At 70.4% G+C, this 23,199-nt stretch carries 23 protein-coding genes; 18 read left to right on the top strand and 5 right to left on the bottom strand.

Going from position 1 to position 23,199, the window contains the following annotated elements:
- Positions 1-3 precede the first annotated feature (3 nt).
- From VZF99_RS09020 to VZF99_RS08960, 13 genes are all read left to right on the top strand, one after another.
- Entirely contained in the window at positions 4-1,170 is a 1,167-nt protein-coding gene (locus VZF99_RS09020) for a glycosyltransferase family 4 protein (protein WP_067718345.1), read from the top strand.
- Between the two features lie 10 nt (positions 1,171-1,180).
- Positions 1,181-1,624 (top strand): hypothetical protein, encoded by a 444-nt coding sequence (locus VZF99_RS09015; RefSeq protein WP_067718342.1) that lies wholly within the window; start codon positions 1,181-1,183, stop codon positions 1,622-1,624.
- A 363-nt stretch (positions 1,625-1,987) separates the two neighbouring features.
- Entirely contained in the window at positions 1,988-2,671 is a 684-nt protein-coding gene (gene atpB, locus VZF99_RS09010; RefSeq protein WP_235027792.1) for a F0F1 ATP synthase subunit A, read from the top strand.
- 98 nt (positions 2,672-2,769) lie between these two features.
- Entirely contained in the window at positions 2,770-3,009 is a 240-nt protein-coding gene (locus VZF99_RS09005; RefSeq protein ID WP_067718337.1) for an ATP synthase F0 subunit C, read from the top strand.
- 25 nt (positions 3,010-3,034) lie between these two features.
- A complete protein-coding gene (locus tag VZF99_RS09000) occupies positions 3,035-3,607 on the top strand; it encodes a F0F1 ATP synthase subunit B (protein ID WP_096905256.1) in 573 nt (190 codons plus the stop codon).
- 14 nt (positions 3,608-3,621) lie between these two features.
- Complete coding sequence (locus tag VZF99_RS08995; protein ID WP_067718333.1) at positions 3,622-4,440, top strand: F0F1 ATP synthase subunit delta; 819 nt, start codon at positions 3,622-3,624, stop codon at positions 4,438-4,440.
- A gap of 90 nt (positions 4,441-4,530) precedes the next feature.
- On the top strand, positions 4,531-6,171 hold the full coding sequence (atpA, locus tag VZF99_RS08990) for a F0F1 ATP synthase subunit alpha (RefSeq protein WP_120283593.1): 1,641 nt from the start codon (positions 4,531-4,533) through the stop codon (positions 6,169-6,171).
- Between the two features lie 54 nt (positions 6,172-6,225).
- Positions 6,226-7,218 carry a F0F1 ATP synthase subunit gamma gene (locus VZF99_RS08985; protein ID WP_407334566.1) on the top strand — a complete coding sequence of 331 codons (993 nt, stop codon included), beginning with the start codon at positions 6,226-6,228 and terminating at the stop codon, positions 7,216-7,218.
- Between the two features lie 3 nt (positions 7,219-7,221).
- On the top strand, positions 7,222-8,670 hold the full coding sequence (gene atpD, locus VZF99_RS08980; RefSeq protein WP_067718325.1) for a F0F1 ATP synthase subunit beta: 1,449 nt from the start codon (positions 7,222-7,224) through the stop codon (positions 8,668-8,670).
- 9 nt (positions 8,671-8,679) lie between these two features.
- Complete coding sequence (locus VZF99_RS08975) at positions 8,680-9,051, top strand: F0F1 ATP synthase subunit epsilon (protein WP_120283589.1); 372 nt, start codon at positions 8,680-8,682, stop codon at positions 9,049-9,051.
- A 48-nt stretch (positions 9,052-9,099) separates the two neighbouring features.
- Complete coding sequence (locus VZF99_RS08970) at positions 9,100-9,558, top strand: DUF2550 family protein (RefSeq protein ID WP_407334565.1); 459 nt, start codon at positions 9,100-9,102, stop codon at positions 9,556-9,558.
- A gap of 46 nt (positions 9,559-9,604) precedes the next feature.
- Positions 9,605-10,285 carry an endonuclease NucS gene (gene nucS, locus VZF99_RS08965; RefSeq protein ID WP_067718317.1) on the top strand — a complete coding sequence of 227 codons (681 nt, stop codon included), beginning with the start codon at positions 9,605-9,607 and terminating at the stop codon, positions 10,283-10,285.
- 14 nt (positions 10,286-10,299) lie between these two features.
- Positions 10,300-10,602: an ATP/GTP-binding protein gene (locus VZF99_RS08960; protein ID WP_241742425.1), complete on the top strand. Its 303-nt coding sequence runs from the start codon at positions 10,300-10,302 to the stop codon at positions 10,600-10,602.
- On the opposite strand, the gene VZF99_RS08955 is transcribed toward VZF99_RS08960, so the two are convergent.
- Positions 10,583-11,461, bottom strand: coding sequence for a hypothetical protein (locus tag VZF99_RS08955; RefSeq protein ID WP_407334564.1), 879 nt, complete (start codon positions 11,459-11,461; stop codon positions 10,583-10,585). The two genes, VZF99_RS08960 and VZF99_RS08955, sit on opposite strands and share 20 nt — an antisense overlap.
- 34 nt (positions 11,462-11,495) lie before the next feature.
- Positions 11,496-11,966, bottom strand: a complete 471-nt coding sequence (gene mce, locus VZF99_RS08950; RefSeq protein WP_120283583.1) for a methylmalonyl-CoA epimerase — start codon at positions 11,964-11,966, stop codon at positions 11,496-11,498.
- 76 nt (positions 11,967-12,042) lie between these two features.
- Here mce and VZF99_RS08945 point away from each other — a divergent pair, with 76 nt between their 5' ends.
- The gene (locus VZF99_RS08945) at positions 12,043-13,242 is read left to right on the top strand and encodes an acetyl-CoA C-acetyltransferase (protein ID WP_407334563.1); all 1,200 of its coding nucleotides are present in this window, start codon (positions 12,043-12,045) and stop codon (positions 13,240-13,242) included.
- 35 nt (positions 13,243-13,277) lie between these two features.
- Entirely contained in the window at positions 13,278-14,222 is a 945-nt protein-coding gene (locus VZF99_RS08940) for a tetratricopeptide repeat protein (RefSeq protein WP_407334562.1), read from the top strand.
- A 69-nt stretch (positions 14,223-14,291) separates the two neighbouring features.
- Here the strand turns inward: VZF99_RS08940 and glgB are convergent, their stop codons facing one another.
- Both glgB and VZF99_RS08930 read right to left on the bottom strand, forming a co-directional pair.
- Entirely contained in the window at positions 14,292-16,676 is a 2,385-nt protein-coding gene (glgB, locus tag VZF99_RS08935) for a 1,4-alpha-glucan branching protein GlgB (protein ID WP_407334561.1), read from the bottom strand.
- Between the two features lie 11 nt (positions 16,677-16,687).
- Entirely contained in the window at positions 16,688-18,706 is a 2,019-nt protein-coding gene (locus VZF99_RS08930) for a maltotransferase domain-containing protein (RefSeq protein WP_407334560.1), read from the bottom strand.
- Positions 18,707-18,857: 151 nt separating this feature from the next.
- On the opposite strand from VZF99_RS08930, the gene VZF99_RS08925 reads away from it, so the two are divergent.
- The 3 genes from VZF99_RS08925 to VZF99_RS08915 are packed head-to-tail and all read left to right on the top strand — an operon-like array spanning position 18,858 to position 21,680.
- Complete coding sequence (locus VZF99_RS08925; RefSeq protein WP_067718305.1) at positions 18,858-19,709, top strand: ABC transporter ATP-binding protein; 852 nt, start codon at positions 18,858-18,860, stop codon at positions 19,707-19,709.
- Positions 19,706-20,452: an NUDIX hydrolase gene (locus VZF99_RS08920; protein WP_407334559.1), complete on the top strand. Its 747-nt coding sequence runs from the start codon at positions 19,706-19,708 to the stop codon at positions 20,450-20,452. The genes VZF99_RS08925 and VZF99_RS08920 overlap by 4 nt, the downstream gene beginning before the upstream one ends.
- Positions 20,453-20,462: 10 nt before the next feature.
- A complete protein-coding gene (locus VZF99_RS08915; RefSeq protein ID WP_407334558.1) occupies positions 20,463-21,680 on the top strand; it encodes a THUMP-like domain-containing protein in 1,218 nt (405 codons plus the stop codon).
- Here VZF99_RS08915 and VZF99_RS08910 read toward each other — a convergent pair.
- A complete protein-coding gene (locus tag VZF99_RS08910; protein WP_407334557.1) occupies positions 21,665-23,029 on the bottom strand; it encodes a PQQ-binding-like beta-propeller repeat protein in 1,365 nt (454 codons plus the stop codon). The two genes, VZF99_RS08915 and VZF99_RS08910, sit on opposite strands and share 16 nt — an antisense overlap.
- Between the last annotated feature and the right edge of the window lie 170 nt (positions 23,030-23,199).

Genomic DNA, 23,199 nt, shown 5'->3' with positions numbered 1-23,199 from the left:
ACCATGGGTGCCGGGGTCCCGTTCCGGGAGCTGCTGCTCATCGCGGTCACCGCCGGACTGGTCACCTTCGTCGTCACCGGTCTGGTCAGGGGAGTGGCACCCGCGATCGGCGGGCTCGCCTACCCGCGGGAGCGGGACGTGCACCAGGTCCCCACCCCCCGGCTCGGCGGGGTGGGCATCTTCACCGGGATGCTCATCGCCGTCTACCTCGCCGCGCAGCTGCCGGCCCTGAACCGGGCCTTCCCGCCCTTCGCCCCCGACGTGGAGGCCACCATCGTCGCCGGCGGGGTGATCGTGCTGGTGGGGATCGTGGACGACATCCTCGGGCTCGGGGCCGTCACCAAACTCGCGGGCCAGGCCGCCGCGGCCGGGGTCCTGGTCGCGATGGGCGTGTCGTGGACGCTGCTGTACATCCCCTTCGGGGACGGCAACATCCTCGTCCTCGACCAGCTCCAGGCCGGACTGCTCACGGTCGTGTTCACACTGACGATCGTCAACGCGATGAACTTCGTGGACGGACTCGACGGGCTCGCCGCCGGACTCGGGGCCATCGCGGCCACGGCGATCTGCGTGTTCTCCGTGGGCATCATGCTGGACCAGGGCGGGACCGTCGGGGCCTACCCGCCGGCACTGGTCACCGCGGTCCTGGCCGGGGCGCTCATCGGGTTCCTGCCCCACAATTTCCAACCCGCCCGGATCTTCATGGGCGACTCCGGGTCCATGCTGATCGGACTGGTTCTCGCCGCGGCCTCGACGAGCGCCTCCGGGAAGATCTCGCAGAGCCTGTACGGGCCCCAGGACATGATCGTCCTGCTCTCGCCGGTGATCGTGGTCGCGGCCGCGATGTTCGTGCCGATGCTCGACCTGGTCATGGCGGTGGTGCGGCGGGTCGGGGCCGGCCGTAGCCCCTTCGCGCCCGACAAGATGCACCTGCACCACCGGCTGCTCGCGCTGGGGCACTCCCACCGGAGGGTCGCGCTGGTCATCTACGCGTGGGTCTCCCTCATCGCGTTCGGGGCCGTCGGGGCGACGATGCTGCCCACCGAGGTGATCGTCCCCGCGATCGCGGCCGGTCTCCTCTCCGTCCTGGCGGCGACCCTCGTCCCTCGCCTCCGCAGTTCGCGCGGGAAGCACCGGACGGCCGACGGGCCCCGATCCCCGGGCGACTAGGCTGCGGGGTATGGACGACACCCCCGGACACGACGCCCCCGGACACCAGGTCGAGAGCGCCCACACCATCGGACTACGCAGGGCGGTGACCCTCGGCGCCGCCGCGCTCGCCGTGCTCATGGTGATCAGCGCAGGGCTGTGGTGGGCGGTGGATGGTCGCTCCGGCCTGTGGGGCGCCCTGCTCGGGGCCGCGATCGGTGGCGTGTTCGTCCTCCTCACCGCGGTGGTGGTGATCGCCACGGCCCGAACCTCACCCCAGGTGACCGGAGCCGTCCTGTTGGGAACGTGGCTCCTCAAGCTCATCGTGGCGATCGGGGTCGTCGCGGCTCTCAAGCCGCTCGACTTCTACTCCAAGCCCGCGTTCGCCACGACCATCGTCGTGGCAATGGTCGTGGTCCTCGCGTCGGAGACGGTGGCCATTCTGCGCACGCGCGCCCCGTACGTGGAGCCCTGAGCTGGGATTTTCCGACACTCCCGATCGGTCACGGACTGGTTTCGGGGAGATGTGGAGCTGATAACGGCGTGAGGTGCCCCCAGGGGTCCGCAGGGGATGGCCTTTGCTACGATGCTCTGCGGAGGGAAACCGGAAAAGGGTGCTGCGGTACACGCCGCGAGAATCCCCGGGCCCTCCCGGGTTCCGCAGGTCGGAACGAAACACTGGACATGACCACCGTCTCTGCAGGCGGCCCGAACAGGGGAGAGAGCGCTGAGCACGTCACTGCTGGCATTCAAGGGCGAGTTCCATCCGCCGTCACTAAATGACTTCTTCCCGCCGGCCGTGCTCTTCGAGGGGACTCCGTTCGCTCTGGACCGGCTGATGATCATCCGGCTGATCGCGGCGGCCGTCGTCGCGGTGCTGTTCTACCTGGCGATGCGCCGGTCGGCCGTCGTGCCGCGCGGACTGCAGAACGTCGGCGAGATCGCGCTGGACTTCGTCAAGAACAACATCTCGGACGAGATCATCGGGAAGAAGGACGGTGACCGGTTCCTCCCGGTCATCGCGACGATCTTCTTCCTCACGCTGTTCATGAACCTGCCCGCCGTGATCCCGGGCTTCAACATCTCGCCCAACGCGCGGATCGGCATGCCGCTGGTCATGGCCGCGGTCGCGTATGTGGTCTTCATCTATGCGGGAGCCAAGAAGTACGGCTTCTTCTCCTTCGTGGGCAAGTCGGTCGTCGTGCCGAACCTTCCCCCGGCGCTGCACCTGCTGGTCGTGCCGATCGAGTTCGTGTCGACCTTCATCCTGCGGCCGGCCACGCTGACCATCCGTCTGATGGCCAACATGCTGGCCGGGCACATCATGATCGTGCTGCTGTTCTCCGCCACGAACTTCTTCTTCTGGCAGTTCAACGGGTGGACCGCGGTCAGCCTCGTGACCATCATCGTGTCGGTGGCGTTCACGTTCTTCGAGCTGCTGGTGATCTTCCTGCAGGCGTACATCTTCGCGCTGCTCACCGCGGTGTACATCGACCTGTCGTTGCACGCCGACAGTCACTAAAAGACTTCCGGCGCCGCGAGCGCCGGGACACCCAGACCACACCGACGACCGAGTGCGGACATCCCGCACCGGCCATCTGAAAGGGAACGGAAACCCACATGGATATCGTCACTCTCGCCCAGGCAACCGAGACGACCGCCCGCGGTTACGGCGCCATCGGCTACGGCCTCGCCGCGATCGGCCCCGGCATCGGCATCGGCATCGTCGTCGGCAAGGCGATCGAGGGCATGGCCCGCCAGCCCGAGATGGCCGGCCAGCTGCGCACCACGATGTTCCTGGGCATCGCCTTCACCGAGGCCCTGGCGCTCATCGGTATCGTCACCGGCTTCATTTTCTGATCGCCGGCTGGCGAAGGTCAACGACATGAATCCGATCCACATTCTCGCCGCGAGCGAGACCGAGGGGCTCCCGCTGGAGGAGACGCCCAACGTCCTCTCGCCGGCGCTGTACGACATCGTCTGGTCGCTGATCCCGTTCGCTGTCGTCCTGTTCGTGTTCTGGAAGTTCGTCCTCCCGATGTTCAAGCGGGTCCTGGACGAGCGCACCCAGCGCATCGAGGGCGGCATCGAGAAGGCGGAGGCCGCACAGGCCGAGGCGAAGGCGGCCCTGAACAAGTACAACGCCCAGCTCGCCGAGGCGCGTGGCGAAGCCGCGAAGATCCGCGACGACGCGCGTGCGCAGGGGCAGCAGATCCTCGCCGACATGAAGGCGGAGGCCCAGGCCGAGAGCGACCGCATCGTCGCCGCCGGGCAGCAGCAGCTCGCCGCGCAGCGTCAGCAGATCGTCACGGAGCTCCGTGGCGACCTCGGACGCCAGTCGGTCGAGCTCGCCGAGCGGCTCATGGGTGAGCAGCTGTCCGATCCGGTCCGCCGTTCGGGCACCATCGACCGTTTCCTCGCCGACCTGGACAAGGTCGCCGGGGCGGGCCAGAAGTAAGGAAGAAGCAGACTATGCACGCAGCAAGCCGCGACGCCCTCGAGCAGTCCCGGTCGGTCCTGCAGTCCACGCTCTCCGCGAACCCGGCCGGGGGCGCCACGGGCGCCAAGGTCGGTGCCGAGCTCTTCCGGGTCGTCGACGTCCTGGAGGGTGACCGCTCCCTGCGGGTCGCCGTCGCGGACTCGTCCGCACCGGTCGAGGCCCGCGAGGACCTCGCCCGTTCGGTGTTCGGCTGGAAGATCGACGAGTCGACCCTCGCGGTCGTGCTTGCTGCGGTCGCACTGTCCTGGTCCACCCCGCGGGATCTCCGTGAGGGCCTCGTCACCCTCGGCCGGGAAGCGCTCCTGCTCTCGGCCCGGGAGCAGGGTCAGCTCGGGACGGTCGAGGACGAACTGTTCAGACTGGGCCGCATCGTCGCCGGCGACGCGGAGTTCGAGCAGGCTCTGTCCGACCGCACGACCACCACGGAGTCCAAGCGCGCACTCCTCGGTCAGGTCCTCTACGGCAAGGTGACCGCGGTCACCGAGGCGCTCGCCGGGCAGGCGATCGCCCGGCCGGACGCCATGCCCGCCGACGATCTGGACGCGCTGTCCAGGCAGGCGGCCGAACTCCAGGGACAGTCGGTGGCCGTGGTCACCAGTGCCACGGAACTCACCACCGAGCAGCGGGCCGCACTCGAGGGCAAGCTCGCCGAGATCTACGGACGGGAGATGGCGGTCCACGTCCAGGTCGACCAGGCGGTCCTCGGCGGCATGGTGATCCGCGTCGGTGACGAGATCATCGACGGTTCCGTCGCCGGGCGGCTCTCGGCCGTACGACGGGCGCTTCCCTAGGCCTCGACACCCGACGAGCAACGGTCGCACTCGGTCGATGCTCACCTGACAAGACACATCCAGACCACACTTAGTGAGAGCAGGAATGACATGGCGGAGCTGACTATCTCCTCCGACGAGATCCGCAGTGCGATTGCGAATTACACCTCGACGGTCTCCAACGAGGCGTCGCGCGAGGAGGTCGGAATCGTCACCGACACGGGCGACGGTATCGCCCACATCAGCGGACTCCCGTCCGCGATGGCCAACGAGCTGCTGGAGTTCCCGGGCGGCATCCTCGGCGTCGCACTGAACCTCGAGGACCGCGAGATCGGTGCGGTCGTGCTCGGCAACTTCGACGAGATCGCCCAGGGCCAGGAGGTGCGTCGCACCGGGGAGGTCCTCTCCGTTCCGGTCGGCGACGGCTTCCTCGGTCGCGTCGTCAACCCGCTCGGGCAGCCCATCGACGGCCTCGGCGACATCGAGTCGGAAGGCACCCGCGCCCTCGAGCTGCAGGCGCCGTCCGTTCTGGAGCGCCAGCCGGTCGAGGAGCCCATGCAGACCGGCATCAAGGCCATCGACGCCATGACGCCGATCGGCCGCGGACAGCGTCAGCTCATCATCGGTGACCGCAAGACGGGCAAGACCGCGGTCTGCATCGACGCGATCCTCAACCAGAAGGCCAACTGGGAGTCGGGCGACAAGACCAAGCAGCTCCGGTGCATCTACGTCGCGATCGGCCAGAAGGGCTCCACCATCGCGGGCGTCAAGGCGACGCTCGAGGAGAACGGCGCGATGGAGTACACCACCATCGTCGCCGCCCCCGCCTCTGACTCGGCCGGCTTCAAGTGGCTCGCGCCGTTCACCGGTTCGGCCATCGGGCAGCACTGGATGTACGACGGTGCGCACGTCCTGGTCGTGTTCGACGACCTGTCCAAGCAGGCCGACGCCTACCGCGCGATCTCGCTGCTGCTCCGTCGCCCCCCGGGTCGCGAGGCGTACCCCGGTGACGTCTTCTACCTGCACTCCCGCCTGCTCGAGCGGTGCGCCAAGCTCTCGGACGACATGGGCGGCGGTTCGCTGACGGGTCTCCCGATCATCGAGACCAAGGCCAATGACGTCTCGGCGTTCATCCCGACCAACGTCATCTCGATCACCGACGGTCAGGTGTTCCTCGAGTCCGACCTGTTCAACCGCGGTGTGCGTCCGGCCGTCAACGTCGGTATCTCGGTCTCCCGAGTCGGCGGCGCCGCCCAGACCAAGGGCATGAAGAAGGTCTCCGGCTCGCTGCGTCTGGACCTCGCCGCGTACCGCGACCTCGAGTCGTTCGCCACCTTCGCCTCGGACCTCGACGCCGCGTCGAAGGCGCAGCTCGAGCGTGGCCAGCGTCTGGTCGAGATCCTCAAGCAGGACCAGAACTCGCCGGTCGCCGTGGAGGACCAGATCGTCTCGATCTACCTCGCCGGTGAGGGTTTCTACGACTCCGTCCCGGTCGAGGACGTCCGTCGCTTCGAGGGCGAGCTGCTCGAGACCCTGCGGCACTCCGCCTCCGATGTCTACAGCCAGATCGAGGGGGGAGCCGCGCTCTCCGACGAGTCCAAGTCGACTCTCGAGGCCAAGACCAACGAGTTCAAGGAGGGCTTCGTCGCCACCGACGGTTCCCGTGTGGTCAACGAGCCCGAGGCCGAGGCGCTGTCCGAGGACGAGATCGATCGTGAGAAGCTCACGGTCACCAAGAAGAAGAAGGCCTGAGGCCTGCGATGACAGCCATCCGATTCAAGGTCGAGAGGAGAGTGATCCACGCCCATGGCCAACATGCGTGAACTACGCGACCGGATCAAGTCGGTCAACTCGACCAAGAAGATCACCAAGGCCCAGGAGCTGATCGCGACCTCGCAGATCTCCAAGGCCCAGGCCCGGGTCGCGGAGGCCAAGCCCTTCGCGGACCAGATCACCGCGATCCTCACCGATCTCGCGAGTGCCTCGTCGCTCAAGCACCCGATGCTCAACGAGCCGGAGAACCCGAAGCGGTCCGCCGTGCTGGTGGTGACGTCCGACCGGGGCATGTGTGGTGGTTACAACCACAACGTGCTCAAGGAGGCCGCCGAGCTCATCGCCTACCTCGAGGAGGAGGGGCGTGAGGTCGACATCTACGTGATGGGCAACAAGGGGATCGTGTACTACACGTTCCGCGAGGTCGAGCTCGCCGGTGCCTGGCACGGGCATTCGCAGAAGCCGGACTACCAGGAAGCGCGTCCGGCGTTCCAGCTCCTGTCGGCGGCCTTCAAGGCCGGCGGCGAGTCGACGTTCGACGCCTCCGAGTTCCTCGAGGGGGACGCCACGGACACCACCCGCAAGGGCGTCGACGAGGTCCACATCGTCTACACCCAGTTCAAGTCGATGCTCACGCAGACCCCGCGGGCGCGTCGACTGGCCCCGATCGAGACCGAGGTCGAGATCGAGGAGCTGGACCTCAGCGACGGCATGATGGACGACAGCCCGAGGTCGGAGTCCGAATTCAAGCCGGAGGTCTCCTTCGAGCCGGATGCGGACACCCTCTTGGACAACATCCTCCCGAGGTACATGTCGACCCGCGCCTTCGCCTCGCTCCTCGAGGCGGCGGCGTCGGAGTCGGCGGCACGACGGACCGCCATGAAGTCGGCGACCGACAACGCCACCGAGCTGGTGGAGGGCCTGAGCCGCGAGGCGAACCAGGCACGCCAGGCACAGATCACCCAGGAAATCAGCGAGATTGTCGGTGGCGCTGGTGCGCTCGCCGCTAGCGCAGGAAGTGACTAAGCAATGACCACAGCTGTTACCGATCAGAGCACGACGGGCACGGCCGGTCTCACCGGTCGGGTCGCCCGCGTCCTGGGTGCGGTCGTCGACGTGGAGTTCCCGCGCGGCGCCCTCCCGGCCCTCTTCAACGCCCTCACCGCCGAGATCACCCTCGCGGCGGTCGCCAAGACCGTCACGTTCGAGGTCGCCCAGCACCTCGGCGACAACATGGTGCGCTGCATCTCCATGCAGTCCACCGACGGACTCGTCCGCGGCGCCGAGGTGGTCGACTCCGGTCAGCCGATCTCGGTGCCGGTCGGCGACGTCGTCAAGGGCCACGTCTTCAACGCCCTCGGCGATTGCCTGGACGCACCCGGCACCGGCCGCGATGGCGAGCAGTGGGGCATCCACCGCGAGCCGCCGGCCTTCGACCAGCTCGAGGGTAAGACCGAGATTCTCGAGACCGGCGTGAAGGTCATCGACCTGCTGACCCCGTACGTCAAGGGCGGCAAGATCGGCCTCTTCGGCGGTGCCGGCGTCGGCAAGACGGTGCTCATCCAGGAGATGATCACCCGTATCGCCCGCGAGTTCTCCGGTACCTCGGTGTTCGCTGGCGTCGGTGAGCGCACCCGTGAGGGCACCGACCTCTTCCTCGAGATGGAAGAGATGGGCGTCCTCCAGGACACCGCCCTGGTGTTCGGTCAGATGGACGAGCCGCCGGGGACGCGTATGCGCGTCGCGCTCTCGGCCCTCACCATGGCCGAGTACTTCCGCGACGTGCAGGGCCAGGACGTCCTCCTGTTCATCGACAACATCTTCCGCTTCACGCAGGCCGGTTCCGAGGTCTCGACGCTGCTCGGCCGCATGCCGTCCGCCGTCGGTTACCAGCCGACCCTCGCGGACGAGATGGGTCAGCTCCAGGAGCGCATCACCTCGACGCGTGGTCGCTCGATCACGTCGCTCCAGGCGATCTACGTCCCCGCCGACGACTACACCGACCCGGCGCCGGCCACCACGTTCGCCCACCTCGACGCCACCACGGAGCTCTCCCGCTCCATCGCGTCGAAGGGCATCTACCCGGCCGTCGACCCGCTCACCTCGACCTCCCGGATCCTCGAGCCGGGCATCGTCGGGGAGGAGCACTACCGCGTCGCCCAGGAGGTCATCCAGATCCTCCAGAAGTACAAGGAGCTCCAGGACATCATCGCCATCCTTGGTATGGACGAGCTGTCCGAGGAGGACAAGGTGACCGTTCAGCGGGCCCGTCGTCTCGAGCGCTTCCTCGGCCAGAACTTCCTGGTCGCGGAGAAGTTCACCGGCCAGGTGGGTTCGGTCGTCCCGCTGTCGGACACCATCGAGGCGTTCGACAAGCTCTGCAAGGGCGAGCTGGACCACCTGCCGGAGCAGGCGTTCAACGGCATCGGCGGTCTCGACGACGTCGAGGCCAACGCCAAGAAGCTCTCCGGGAAGTGACGGTCGCTCATGGCTGAGATCGAAGTCGAGTTCGTCACGGTCGAGCGCAGGTTCTGGTCCGGCACCGCCTCGATGGTGGTCGCCAAGACCAGTGAGGGTGAGATCGGTATCCAGGCCGGGCACGAGCCGCTGCTCGGCGAGCTGGATGCCGCCGGCACCGTCACGGTGTACACGGACGAGGGCCGCAAGGTCGCTGCCGTCCAGGGTGGGTTCCTGTCGGTGACCGCCAACAAGGTGAGCATTCTCGGCGAGGCCGCGGAGTGGTCGGACACGATCGACCGTGCCGCTGCCGAGCGGGAGCTGTCCGAGGCCGGCGACGACGCTGCCGCCGCGGCCACCGCCCGCGGGCGTCTTCTCGCCATCGAGAAGGCCGGCGCCTAGTACGACCACGGTCCGCCCGTCACACGCGGCCGCGGCCGCCGGAAGGGGATGAGCAGTTTGACGGCTCCCATCGAGATCGTTCTCGGTGCCGTCATCCTGCTCGTCCTCGTTCCGGTGGTCGCGGCCGTCGTATATCGACTGGTCGTCGTGCGTCGCAATTCCACGTCCGTCCTCGTCCGCAGGGCAGGAGAGGAGTCGTGGAGCTACGGCGCCGTCCGGTACTCCGAGACCGAGGTCGCGTTCTACCGATTGGTGAGTCTGAAGTTCGGCGCCGACGTCCGGCTGGACCGGCGCACCCTGGTGCTCGGCGCGCGTCGACAGCCCACCGGTCCGGAGCTGGACGTGGCGGAGGAGGGCGAGGTGATCGTCCCGTTCTCCGGGCACGACCGCCGCGCCCGCCCGGTCGAAGGTGAACTCTGCGTCGCCCCCGCGAAATTGACCGGGATGCTCGCGTGGGTGGAAGCCTGCTCCACCGAGCAGGTCCGCTCACGGCGTCCCCACCGCTGACACCCGGGCCGTGTGCCGGTGCGGCGCCATCACTCAGGAGGAACCGTTGCGTCTCGTCGTAGCCACGTGCCAGGTCGACTACGTGGGTCGCCTCACGGCGCATCTTCCGATGGCTCCGCGGTTGTTGCTCGTCAAGGCCGACGGGTCTGTGAGCGTTCACGCCGACGACCGCGCCTACAAGCCCCTCAACTGGATGACCCCGCCGTGTTCCCTCACCGAGCGGGATCACCCGGAGAACCCGGAGCATCAGTTGTGGGTCGTGGAGAACAAGGCGGGGGAGCAGCTGCGGATCACCGTCGCCGAGGTGCACCACGACTCCCGACATGAACTCGGCGTGGACCCGGGATTGGTGAAGGACGGTGTCGAGGCCCACCTGCAGGAGTTGCTCGCCGAGCACATCGAGACGCTCGGTCAGGGGTACAGCCTGGTCCGCCGGGAGTACATGACGGCTATCGGCCCGGTCGACATCCTCGGCCGTGACGGGGAGGGCACGACAGTGGCGGTGGAGATCAAACGTCGCGGCGAGATCGACGGGGTGGAGCAACTGACCCGCTATCTGGAGCTGCTCAACCGCGACCCGTTGCTCGCGCCGGTCAGCGGGATCTTCGCGGCCCAGATCATCAAGCCCCAGGCTCGCACCCTCGCCGAGGATCGTGGCATCCGATGCGTGACCCTGGACTACGACTCCCTGCGAGGGATCGAGTCCACCGACCTCCGGCTGTTCTGAACGAGTCGTTCGCGATGCCCAGACGACACCGACGTGGCGGGTCCGACCGACCGCTACCGCAGCGGCACGGACTCGGGGGCTCGGCGCTCGAACCAGGACCCGCGGGTGACCCCGACTCCTACCACGTCCGACGGATCCCCGGCGCCAGGGCGGGCAAGGACTACCGGTGCCCGGGGTGCGATCACCTGGTGACCTCCGGTACCGCGCATGTGGTGGCGTGGCCGGACCGGCCCGGAGGGGACGAGGAACGTCGCCACTGGCACACCGGGTGCTGGTCCGGCCGGGGCCGGAGAGGCCTCACCCGTCGCTGGAGTTGAGGTCCGGTTCCTCCGGCAGGTCGAACTCCACGTCGTCGCCTGTCCCGGGGACAGGTTCGAGCTTCGCCCGGATCGCGCCGAGATCGTCGAGCACACGCTCGCGGAGCACGCGCAGATCGTCGACATGTCGTCGCGCCCGGGAGACCAGCTGGTCCGCCCGGCGATGGGCGTCGTCGACGATCCGTCGGGCCTCCTCCTCGGCCTCGCGACGCGTGGTCGCGGCGGCCGCCATCGAGGCGTCATGTTGCCGAGTGACCTCGCGTAGGGTCTCGCTGCGACGCAGATCAGAGGCCAGCCGGTGGTCCTCATCGATCTCCTGCCGCCGACGCGCCGCCTCGTCGTCCAGCCGGCGGGCGTCGCGCTCCGCGACGAGGATGATCTCCCGGGCGCGCGCACGCGCCGCATCGAGTACGGCCGTGTGCTCTGCTCGGATGGCCTCGGCACGCCCGCGGACGTCGGCCAATTCGGACCCCGCGGCTTCCCGCAGCCGCCACGCGTCCTCCTCCGCCTCCGCGCGGATCCGGTCGGCGGTGGCGTGAGCGGAGTCGCGGATGGACTCGGCTTCGGCGGTGGCCAGCGAGAGCATCGTCGACACCCTGTCCGACATCTGACCGCTGGTGACGGGAGCCCGACCGAGTTCGGCGACCCTGGCCTCGAGGTCGGCCACGCGTGCCCGCTGCCGGTCGGCCTCCGCCGCTGCTCTCTCGGCACGCTCGACCGCGGCGTCCCTGTCAGCGCGCAGTACCCCCGTCTCCGTCTCGAGACGGGTGAGTGCTCCCATCACCTGCTCACGGTCAAATCCCTTGCGCACCACCGCGAAGGACTCCGCCGTGGTGGGTGACGTGTGCATGCTCGACATGTCACCACCCTAGCGGCGGGCGCGTGAGGGGCGACTAGTGCTGTGCGTCGGCGGGCTCGACGAGCTCGAGGAGCACGCCGCCCGCGTCCTTGGGATGGACGAAGTTGATCCGGGAGTCCGCGGTGCCCCTCCTGGGTGCCGGGTAGAGGACTCTGACGCCCCGCCCCGTGAGGTGTGCCGTGATGGCGTCGATGTCGGTGACCCGGACCGCCATCTGCTGGATCCCCGGCCCGTTGCGGTCGATGAACTTGGCGATGGTGGAGGACTCGTCCAGCGGTGCGAGGATCTGCAGCAGGGCGCCGCCTTCCGGGCGACCGGGGGAGCCGAGCATGGCCTCGCGCACGCCCTGCTCCTCGTTGACCTCCTCATGGAGGTTCTCCATCCCCAGGTTCTCGCGATACCAGTCGACGGCGGCGTCGAAATCGGGCACGGCGACCCCGACGTGGTCGATCGCCACGACGAGTTCGGAGGGCAGGAGGGGTTGGCCGGCTGGGGTAGTCGTCATGCCCATCACGTTAGTCGGTCGGTGCTCGCGGTAATTTGGTGACCACAGTCTCATCCCCTCCATCGGAAGGTGTCTCATGACCGCCGACCCCACCCGTACCGTCATCGTCTCCGGCGCCCGCACCCCGTTCGGCCGCCTGCAGGGCGGCCTGTCCTCGCTGTCCGCCCCGGAGCTCGGCGGCATCGCGATCAGTGCGGCCCTCGAGCGGGGCGGCGTCTCCGCGGAGGCCGTCGATCAGGTGATCATGGGACAGGTGCTCTCGGCCGGCAACGGCCAGATGCCCGCGCGTCAGGCCTCGCTCGCCGCCGGGCTGCCCAAGCGCGTCGACGCGCTGAGCATCAACAAGATGTGCCTGTCCGGTATGACCGCGATCGCGCTGGCGGACCAGGCGATCCGGTCCGGGTACTCCGAGGTCATCGTTGCCGGCGGCCAGGAGTCGATGTCCCAGGCTCCGCACCTGCTGCCCAAGAGCCGCGCCGGGTACAAGTACGGGTCGATCGAGGTCCTCGATCACATGGCGTACGACGGCCTGCACGACGTTCCGACCGACCAGCCCATGGGTGCGCTCACCGAGGCGCGCAACGTCGAGCTGGAGATCACCCGTGAGCACCAGGACGAGTTCGCGGCGACCTCCCACCAGCGCGCGGCCGCGGCGGCGAAGGAGGGGCGGTTCGCCGACGAGATCGTGCCGGTAACGGTAAAGGGCCGCAAGGGCGACACCGTCGTGGACACCGACGAGGGCGTGCGCGCCGACTCGACCCCCGAGTCGATGGGCAAGCTCCGTCCCGCGTTCTCCAAGGACGGGACCATCACCGCCGGTTCGTCGTCGCAGATCTCGGACGGCGCCTCGGCGACCATCATCACGTCCGCGGCCCGTGCCGAGGCCGAGGGCTGGCCGGTGCTGGCCGAGATCGTCGGCTACGGCACCGTGGCCGGCCCGGACTCGACCCTGCAGCACCAGCCCGCCGACGCGGTGCTGAACGCGTGCGAGCGGGCGGGAGTCGACGTCTCCGACATCGACCTGTTCGAGTTCAACGAGGCCTTCGCCTCCGTCGGACTGCACTCGACCCGCATGCTCGACCTGAGCCCCGACAAGGTGAACGTGAACGGCGGCGCCATCTCGATCGGTCACCCGATCGGGGTGTCCGGCAACCGCGTGGTGCTGACCCTGGCCCTCGAGCTCGCACGCCGCGGCGGCGGGCTCGGAGCGGCTGCCCTATGCGGCGGCGGCGGCCAGGGTGACGCCCTGATCATCCGGGTGCCCGCGGCCGGCTGACACCCCCGCGCGCCCGTCGTGGCAGGATCGGTGCCGTGACGAGACCAGGTAACCGACCCCCGTCCGCCGCCGAACAGAAGCTCGCGGCGTCGCTCGCAGGCGCCGTCGACCTGTCCGGTCTGAAGAAGCGGGCCGAGACCCGCCGGGGCGCGACCGACACCGGTCGCGCCCCGGGTCAGGGCGGCCCGCCGCCGGGCTCCGGTCCGGAAGTGGTGGTGGAGGTGGACGAGGCCTCCTTCGAGCAGGAGGTGCTGGCCCGCTCCGCTCAGGTTCCGGTGATCCTCGAGCTGGTGTCCCAGCGGGCGCCGACCGCGTTGACCGGCTTGTTGGACGCGCTGGCCGTGGAGGCCGGCGGGCAGTGGGTCCACGCGACAGTGGACGTCGATGCCTCCCCGGGCATCGCACAGGCGCTGCAGGCCCGCGCGGTGCCGACCGTGTACGCCGTGGCGGCGGGCCGCCCGCTCGCCGACTTCGAAGGCGAGCAGCCGGAGGAGGCCCTGCGGCAGTGGCTCGCGGCCGTGCTGCGCGCGACCGAGGGCAAGTTGAGCGGACCCGCGCCGGACGCCGACGAGGCTGGGCCGGAGGAACCCGCCGACCCCGAGCGGGACGCCGCCGAGGCCGCGCTCGCCGAGGGGGACCTGGCGGCCGCGGAGGAACGGTTCACCGCGCTCGTGGAGGCCCGCCCGGGCGAGCACTCCCTGGTGGAGGCGCTGCGCTACGTGCAGGCCGCGCGCCGGTCGACGGAAGCGACCGACTCGGGAGAGGGTTCCGTCCCCGACGCGTTGCGGGCTGCAGACACTGCCCTGGTGGGCGGAGAGTACGAGGCCGCGTTCTCGACACTGGTGGACGCGATCCGTGTCCACGTCGGCGACGAGCGCGTCACGTTGCGTGCGCGCCTGCTCGAGCTCCTCGAGGCCCTGCCGGTGGACGATGAGCGGGTGCTGGCCGCGCGCCGGAACCTCGCGAGCGCTCTCTATTGACGCTCCGCTTCCGATACGGACAACGGGCGCCCCGCACGGGGCGCCCGTTGTCGATTGCGACGTCGCCGGTCAGCCTCCCGCCGTCCCCGCCGGCTCCGCAGCCGTCGTCGGGGCCGTGTGTCGGAACCACACGGTGGCGCGGGGGCCGACCGTGATCGCCGCGGAGTAGGGCCGCCCGTGGTGGGGCGCCTGCTCGGCGTGCACTCCGCCGAGATTGCCCGCGCCCGAGCCCTCGTAGGCCGAGGCGTCGGTGTTGAGGATCTCCTCCCAGTACCCGTCCTCGGGGAGCCCGATGCGGTAATCGCCGAGTGCGGCGCCGGAGAAGTTGACCACGCACGCGACGGTGTTGCCGGCGTGGTCGGTCCGCAGGAAGGACAGCGTGTTGTGGGCGGCGTCGTTGGCGTCGATCCACGAGAAGCCGGAAGGGTCGTCGTCGAGCGACCACAGGCCGGGATTGTCGGCGTAGCGGGCGTTGAGGTCCCGCACGCATGCGAGGATGCCACGGTGATACTCGCCCTCCCAGCCCTCGAGATTCTCCCAGGCGACACCCTTGTCGGCGTCCCACTCGGTGGTCTGCCCGAACTCGAGGCCCTGGAAGAGCAGCTTCTTGCCGGGGTGCGCCCACATGTAGGCGTACAGGCTGCGGATGCCGGCCGCACGGTCCCACGAGGTGCCGGGCATACGCTCCCACATCGACCCCTTGCCGTGGACCACCTCGTCGTGGCTCAGGGGGAGGACGAAGCGCTCACTCCAGGCGTACATCATCGAGAAGGTGATCTCGCCGTGGTGGAATCCGCGGTAGATCGGGTCGAGCCCCACGTACCGCAGGGTGTCGTTCATCCACCCCATGTTCCACTTCATGGAGAACCCGAGGCCGCCGGTGTAGGTGGGCGAGGTGACGCCGCCCCAGGACGTGGACTCCTCGGCCACGGTGAGGAAGCCGGGATGCTCCCGTGCCAGGGTCGCGTTGACCTCCTGGAGGAACGAGATCGCCTCGAGGTTCTCCCGGCCACCGTAGATGTTGGGGGTCCACTCGCCGGCCTCGCGGGAGTAGTCCAGGTAGAGCATCGAGGCCACGGCGTCCACTCGTAGGCCGTCGACGTGGAACTCCTCGGCCCAGTAGAGGGCGTTGGCGACGAGGAAGTTGCGTACCTCGTGACGGCCGAAATCGAACACGTAGGTGCCCCAGTCGGGCTGCTCGCCGCGGCGGGGGTCGGCGTGTTCGTAGAGCGGGGTGCCGTCGAACCGGCCGAGTGACCACTCGTCCTTGGGGAAGTGCGCGGGCACCCAGTCCACCAGGACGCCGATGCCGCGCGAGTGCAGGTGGTCGATGACATAGCGCAGGTCGTCGGGGGAGCCGAACCGGCTGGTCGGGGCGTAGTAGGAGGAGACCTGGTAGCCCCACGAACCGCCGAAGGGGTGCTCGGCGACGGGCATGAGTTCCACGTGGGTGAACCCGGTCTCGGCGATGTGGTCGGCGAGCTCGTGCGCGAACTCCCGGTAGTCGAGTCCGGGTCGCCAGGATCCGACGTGGACCTCGAGGACGGTCATCGGGGAACGCGAGTGGTCGCGGGTCGCGCGGGCGGCGATCCACTCTTCGTCGTTCCACTCGTAACCGGACGTGAACACCTTGGACCCGGTGGCGGGGGGCACCTCGGTGGCCACCGCCATGGGGTCGGCGTGGTCGATGGTCCGGCCGTCGGCGCCGCGGACGCAGTACTTGTAGACCGCGCCGTCGGCGACGTCGGGGACGAACAACTCCCACACCCCGGAGGACCCGATCGAGCGCATGGGCAGCGCGGTGGGGTTCCATCCGCAGAAGTCGCCGACGACGCTCATCCCGCGGGCGCCCGGCGCCCACACCGCGAAGGAGGTGCCGGTGACCGGCCCGCCCGGGGTGTCGTAGGTGCGCACGTGGGCGCCGAGGACGTCCCACAGTCGTTCGTGGCGTCCCTCGCCGATGAGGTGCAGGTCGATCTCGCCGAGGGTGGGCAGGAAACGGTAACCGTCCGCGACAGTGCGGGTGTGGCCGTCGGGGTAGCGGACCCGGTAGCGGTAGTCGGGAACGTCGGGGTCGGGCAGCGCCGCGTGGAACAGTCCGTCACCGATCGGGCGCATGGGGACGGTGCGGTCGCCGATGACGACCTCCACCTCCACCGCGCCCGGCTGGACGGTGCGCACGACGGAGCCGTCCCCGTCCCGGTGCGCGCCATAGACGGAGTGCGGGTCGTGGTGGGTACCGGACCGGAGCCGGCCGAGGACGTCGTGCGGGATCGGCGTCGGTTCCGTGGGAGTGACGGGCCCGGGGGACGCGACGGGCGCCGTGGCCGGCGCGGGCGGTGTCGGTGACGGCGGTGATGAAGACGGCGACGACGACGACGAGGGCGACGACGACGAGGTCTGCTCTGGCTGGAGCCGGTCGGTGGAGCGGTCCTTCTTTTTGTGCTGTGCCATGGCCGTTCGCCTCAATCCACGGTGTGCGTGCGGTAGGACAGTTCGACCCTACGTGCTTCGTCGCAGGGCGGGATCGCGATGATGTGTGCGACGGCGGTCCACGGCTCGAGCCGGACGTAGTTGCTCGACCCCCAGTGGAACTCGGAGCCCGTCACCTCGTCGCGGACGCTGAACCGGGCGTCGGCGTCGTACCCCAGGGCCGCCATGTCGAGGTGGAGGGTGCCTTCCTGGACGCCGAGGGAGTCCAGGGAGACCACCGTGAGAACGCAGTCTCCGGTGGCCGGGTCGACCTTGGAGTAGGCGATGATCTGGTCGTTGTCCACGTCGTGGAACGTCAGGGTGCGCAGCTGCTGCAGGGCGGGGTGCTCGCGGCGGACCCGGTTGAGGGTGCGCAGCCACGGGGCGAGCGACTGCCCGGCGGCCTCCGCGGCGGCGAAGTTACGGGGCCGCAGCTCGTACTTCTCCGAGTCGAGGTACTCCTCGCTGCCGTCGGCGACGGGCTGCCATTCGTAGAGCTCGTAGCCGGAGTACACGCCCCACGCGGGCGAGAGCGTCGCGGCGAGCACCGCCCGGATCGCGAACATCGCCGGGCCGCCACGTTGGAGCGACTCGTGGAGGATGTCCGGGGTGTTGGTGAACATGTTGGGGCGGGCCTCGTCGACGTGGGCCAGCAGCTGCTCGCAGAACTCCACCAACTCGGCCTTCGTGGTCTTCCACGTGAAGTAGGTGTAGGACTGCGAGAACCCGCGCTTGGCCAGTCCGAACAGCCGGGCCGGCCGGGTGAAGGCCTCCGCCAGGAACAGCACGTCCGGCTCGGTCCGCTTCACCTCGCTGATGAGGCGGTTCCAGAAGTCGGCCGGCTTGGTGTGCGGGTTGTCCACCCGGAAGATCCGTACCCCGAGAGACGTCCACAGCCGGACGACACGCAGCACCTCGGCGTAGATGCCCTCGGGGTCGGTGTCGAAGTTGACCGGGTAGATGTCCTGGTACTTCTTGGGCGGGTTCTCGGCGTAGGCGATGTGCCCGTCGGGCAGCACGGTGAACCACTCGGGGTGTTCGGCGGCCCAGGGGTGGTCGGGCGCGCACTGCAGGGCCAGGTCCAGTGCGACCTCGACGCCGCGCTCCCCGGCGTAGGTCACCAGGTCCCGGAAGTCGTCGACGGTGCCGAGGTCGGGGTGGACCGCGTCGTGTCCGCCCTCGGCGGAGCCGATGGCCCACGGTGACCCGACGTCGTCGGGCCCGGGGGTCAGGGTGTTGTTGCGGCCCTTGCGGTTGATCTCGCCGATGGGGTGGATCGGCGGCAGGTACACGACGTCGAACCCGAGGTCGGCCGCGTGATCGACGTAGGAGCGCGAGGTGGTGAACGTCCCGTGGACGGGACGGCCCTCGTCGTCCCACCCTCCGGTGGAACGGGGGAAGAACTCGTACCAGGAACTGAACTGCGCCTCGCGACGGTCCACCCACACGCGGTGGGTCTGACCGACGGTCACCAGTTCGCGCACGGGATCGTCGGCCAGCGCGGCCGCGACCTCGTCCGACAGCGCCGGGGCGGTCCGGGTGGCCGCGTCGCCCGGGCCGCGCAGCGCGGCGGCGGCCCCGGTCAGCAGGTCGACCCGGGCGGCGGCGCCGGCGACCGTCGCCCGGGCGATCGCGGTGTCGAACACGCGGGCGCCCACCTCGAACTCGTTGCCCAGCTCGCCCGAGTCCAGGCCCGCGGCCATCTTTTTGACGATGCCGCTGCGCCACGTGGCGAACGGGTCGGACCACGCCTCCACCCGGAACGACCACATCCCCGCCACATCCGTGGGCAGCAGCGCGTGGACGGTGTCCGGCTCGGTGCCGGGCACCATCGTGGTGCGGGAGGACGCGCCGCCGGGTCGGCGGACGACCAGGCTGGCGGACAGGGCGTCGTGGCCCTCGCGCCAGACGATCGCGGAGACGGGCAGGATCTCCCCGACCACGGACTTGGACGGGAACCTCCCGCAGGAGACGAGGGGGCGGACCTCATCGATGGCCAGACGGTCGTTCACGTCGGTGCTCCTCTCGGCGGGTGGGCGCCGCGGTGGGCGGCGTCACCTCCACGACGCTAGCGAAGTCGGGCCGATCCTTCAGGGGTGCCCGAGTCGGCGTTCACCTGCACGGCCGTGTTCTTCGCCACCCGTCCTCCCGATTACCGGTTAGATGGGCGTCGTGAGCACCCTGATCGACATCGACCCCGACCTCGTCCTCGACCTCCGCGACGTCTCGCTCCGGCGGGACGGCACGTCCCTCGTGGGGCCCCTGTCCTGGCAGGTGGAACTGGACGAGAGGTGGGTGGTGCTCGGCCCCAACGGCGCGGGCAAGACCTCGTTGCTGCGGATCGCCTCGGCCCTGGAGTACCCGAGCACGGGGACGGCCGTCATCCTCGGGGAGCAGCTGGGCCGGACGGAGGTGACCGAGCTGCGCAGCCGTGTCGGCCTGTCGTCGGTCGCGGTGGCCGGTCGCATCCCCGGCGACGAGGTGGTGCAGGATCTGGTCATCTCCGCCGGATACGCCGTGCTGGGCCGCTGGCGGGAGAAGTACGACCCGGAGGATTTCGAGCGCGCCGCGGACACCCTCGAGTCGATCGGGGCGGAGCACCTGGCCGAGCGAACCTGGGGCACCCTCTCCGAGGGGGAGCGCAAGCGCGTGCTCATCGCCCGCGCCATGATGACCGATCCCGAACTGCTGCTCCTCGACGAGCCGGGGGCGGGGCTGGACCTGGGCGGCCGGGAGGACCTGGTCGCCCGCCTCGGGGACATGGCGATGGATCCGGACGCCCCCGCCACGGTCCTGGTCACCCACCACGTGGAGGAGATCCCCCCGGGGTTCACCCACGCCATGCTCCTGGCAGAGGGCGAGGTCACCGCGATGGGGCTGATCGACGAGGTGATCACCTCCGACAATCTCAGCAGGGCCTTCTCCCAGTCGATCGTCGTGGACGCGATCGACGGACGCTACTTCGCGCGCCGGGCGCGCCGCTCGGGCCGGCACCGGCGGGCACCCCGGGCATGACGGCACGTGAGGCTCCCGCGGCGTTCGCGCCGGAGGCCGTGCCGGTCCGCGAGGCCGCCACGGTCGCCCTGGTCCGCGACGCGCGGGTCGGCGGGGGAGTGGAGGTCTTCCTGCAGCACCGGGTGGCGACCATGCAGTTCGCCGCCGGGATGTCGGTGTTCCCCGGCGGAGGCGTCGAACCGCGGGACTACCACGGCACCCGCCCCTGGCGCGGGCCCGAGCCGGAGTGGTGGGCCGGGCGGTTCGGGATCGAGGCGGACCGCGCCGCCGCGGCCGTCCGCGGGGTGGCGCGGGAACTGTTCGAGGAGACCGGGGTGCTGCTCGCCGAGCCGGCGACCGGGCCGGGAGCCGCCGCACCGGCCGACCCGCCGGGCCCCGACGAGCGGCGCGCACTCGACGCGGGGGAGGGCGACCTGGATTCGCTGCTCGCCGCGCACGGGCTGGTGCTGTCCGCGCACCTGATGCGCCCGTGGGACCGGTGGACCACCCCGGTCGGACCCCCGCGCCGGTACGACACCCTGTTCTTCGTGGCGGCCCTGCCCCACGGCGTCGAGCCGGACGGCGGCACGACCGAGGCGCGCGCGACCGAGTGGATCCGCGCCGACGACGCCGCGCAGGCGGGGACCCTCGGCCGGCTCGGCATGCTGCGCCCGACCCTCGACGTGCTGTCCGATCTGGCCGCCGCCGCCGATGTCGACGAGGTCCTGGCCACCCCGCGGGCCATCGCTCCGGGCGGGAACTAACGTTGCGTCGGTGACCCCCGAGGACCTGGAGTTCCTGCACACCGCCGCCGGACGCGACCTGCTCGACCTCGCAGCCGGCCTGGCGTGGTCCCGCGCGGACCTCGTGGCCTCGACAGCGGCCGTCCGGCGCGCGGATCCCGTGCATGCGGCGGCGGCGATCGACGTCGTCACCGCCCGGGCGCGCGCGAGGGGTCGAATCCGGGGTGCCGGGGCGATGCTGCTCACCGACGAGGCCGTCCAGCAGGCCACCGCGTGGCCCGTCGCGGCCCTGCGGGCCGGGCGCCTGGCAGGACGGCACGTCCACGACGTCACCTGTTCCGTCGGCGCCGAGCTCACCGAACTCGTCCGGACGGCCGACCGGGTGATCGGCTCGGATCTGGATCCGGTCCGCGCGCGGATGGCGGCCCACAACGTCCCCGGAGCACTCGTGTGCGTGGCCGACGCGCTCGCCCCGCCCAGCCGCGACGCCGTACTGGTGGCGGACCCCGCCCGCCGGTCCGGGGGCCGTCGGGTCCACGACCCGGCGCGGCTCAGCCCGCCGCTGCCCGACCTGCTCGCCGTCGCCGCCGACCGCGATCACGTCATCAAGTGCGCCCCGGGCCTCGACACCTCGGTGCTCGACCACTGCGGGGAGGTCGAACTGGTGTCCCTCGACGGCTCGGTGCGGGAGGCGTGCCTGTGGTCGCCGGGCCTGTCCGCGGGTGTGCGCCGCCGTGCGACCGTGGTCCGCACCACCGCCGCCGACGCGGCCGGACCGTGGGGACCACCGCGCCTCGTCGCGGACGGGGTCGCGGTCCACGTGGAGGAGGTGACCGACGGCGACGACGACGAGGTGGACGCCCACGAGGAGACCGAGCGGTTCATCGTGGACCCCGACGGGGCGGTCGTCCGCGCCGGACTCGTACGGCACTGGGCCCGCCGCCACGGGCTCCGTCAGCTCGACCCGAGGATCGCCCATCTGACCGGGCCACGGGTCCCGGACGGCTACACCGGGTTCGAGGTGCTCGAGAAGTGCAGGCTCGACCGCAAGCAGCTGCGTCGCGTGCTGCGCCGGCGAGACTGCGGGTCGTTGGAGATCCTCGTCCGCGGCGTCGACACCGACCCGGACGTGCTGCGACGCTCGCTCTCGCTCAGCGGGTCACGGCCACTCGCGCTGGTGGTGACCCGGATCGGCAGCTCCGCCGTGGTGTTCGTGTGCGGGCCGCGCACCGCTCACTCGAACACGTAGAGGGCGCCCACCGCGGTCGTCAGCGCGATCCGGCCATCCGCGTCGACGCTGAGTCCCGAGACCGGGCCCGTCGCGGCGGGCACCTCGATCCGGTGGAGGGTGGCGCCGTCGGCGCCGTCGAGCAGGTGGACCGCGATGCCGGGCTCGTCGTCGGATCCGCCCGAGCGCACGGCCACCAGCACCCGCCCGTCCGGCGTCGCGGCGGGGTTGGTGAGCTGGCGCAGGTCGTCCCGGCGCCAGACCACCCGGCCGGTTCCGTCCTGCCCGCGAACGGCCACCACCGGCGCCGGGCCCGCGTCGTCGTCGTGGTCGTCGTCGGGTCCCCTCCACACGGTCGTCGTGCGACCGCCGCTGACCACGGTGCCGTCGGGCAACAGGGCGGGCGGCGTGTCCGGCCGGTACCCGACGGGGGCGGTCCACAGTGCCGCGCCGTCGGACGTCGAGTACGCGGCGAGACCGCCGTCGGCCGCGTGGACGTAGACCTCGTCCCGGTCGTTCGACAGCACCACCGGCGTCCCCAGGCGCCCCTCGGGCAGGGGTGCACGCCACAGCACGTCGAGGGCAGTGAACTCACCGGCGACCAGTCGCACCGCCACCAACTCTGGATCGTCGGTGCCCGGCGTCCACGCGGTGAGGTAGGCGGTGGACGTGTCCGTGTCCACGGCCGCGGGGGCGGGGACCGGGCAACCCCGCGCGCCGGTCGCGCACCACGGGAGCCCGTACGCCGGGTCGTCCGTGGAGATGTCGCCGGCGATCCGCAGTTCGGGCGTGACGTCCAGACCGGTGTGGGCGTTGATCACCCGTGCCGCCCCCAGGTGCGACACGAGCAGCAGGTGGCGTCCGTCCAGCAACGTCACGGTGGTGGGCACGCCCCGGGTCGCGGCGGTCCAGCGGTTCTCACCCTCGGCCGTCAGGGCGCCGACCCCGCCGTAGAGGGGCACGAACAGCGAACCGCGCCCGTCGACTGTCGCGGTGATCCGCGGCCCGTCGGTCGGCAGGCGCAGACACCACCGCTTGCGACCGTCGTCGGCGGTCAGTGCGAAGAGATTGCACCCGCGGTCGGAGATCGTGGCCTGGAACGACGTGCCGATGCCGTCCGAGGAGGCCACGCCGACCGCGGGCGCACCGAGGGCGCGCGACCACAGCAGCCCGGGGGCGTCCGAGACCGGGGAGTGTGCGCGTCCGGAGTTCGGCGGGCCACCCGCGAGCGAGGACCAGCTCGCGGCCTGGCCCAGGCGGGCGCCGCCACTCTCCGCGTCCGAGGCGCACCCGGCGGCCACCCCCGCCGCCAGAGCGACGGCGACCAGGGCCCGCGCGGTGCGCGGTGTCAGTGCCGGTGCCGATGCCACAGGTCCCCCCGTCGAGTCGAGACAGTCACACGAGAGAGTAGTCCGCCACCCGCCGCCCACCCGACCGGCGCTCCGATGTGGCGGACGCGGGGACCGACGTGCAGGGGTGCGGGGCGGGGGAATCACGGATCGCGGAGTGCACTCCGCGGCTACCGTGACGGGCATCACCC

This window comes from Dietzia kunjamensis, from assembly GCF_045689975.1.
Classification (GTDB): Bacteria; Actinomycetota; Actinomycetes; order Mycobacteriales; family Mycobacteriaceae; genus Dietzia; species Dietzia kunjamensis.
The sequence above is the reverse complement of the archived record's forward strand: the minus strand, read 5'-3'. Positions and strand labels throughout refer to the sequence as shown.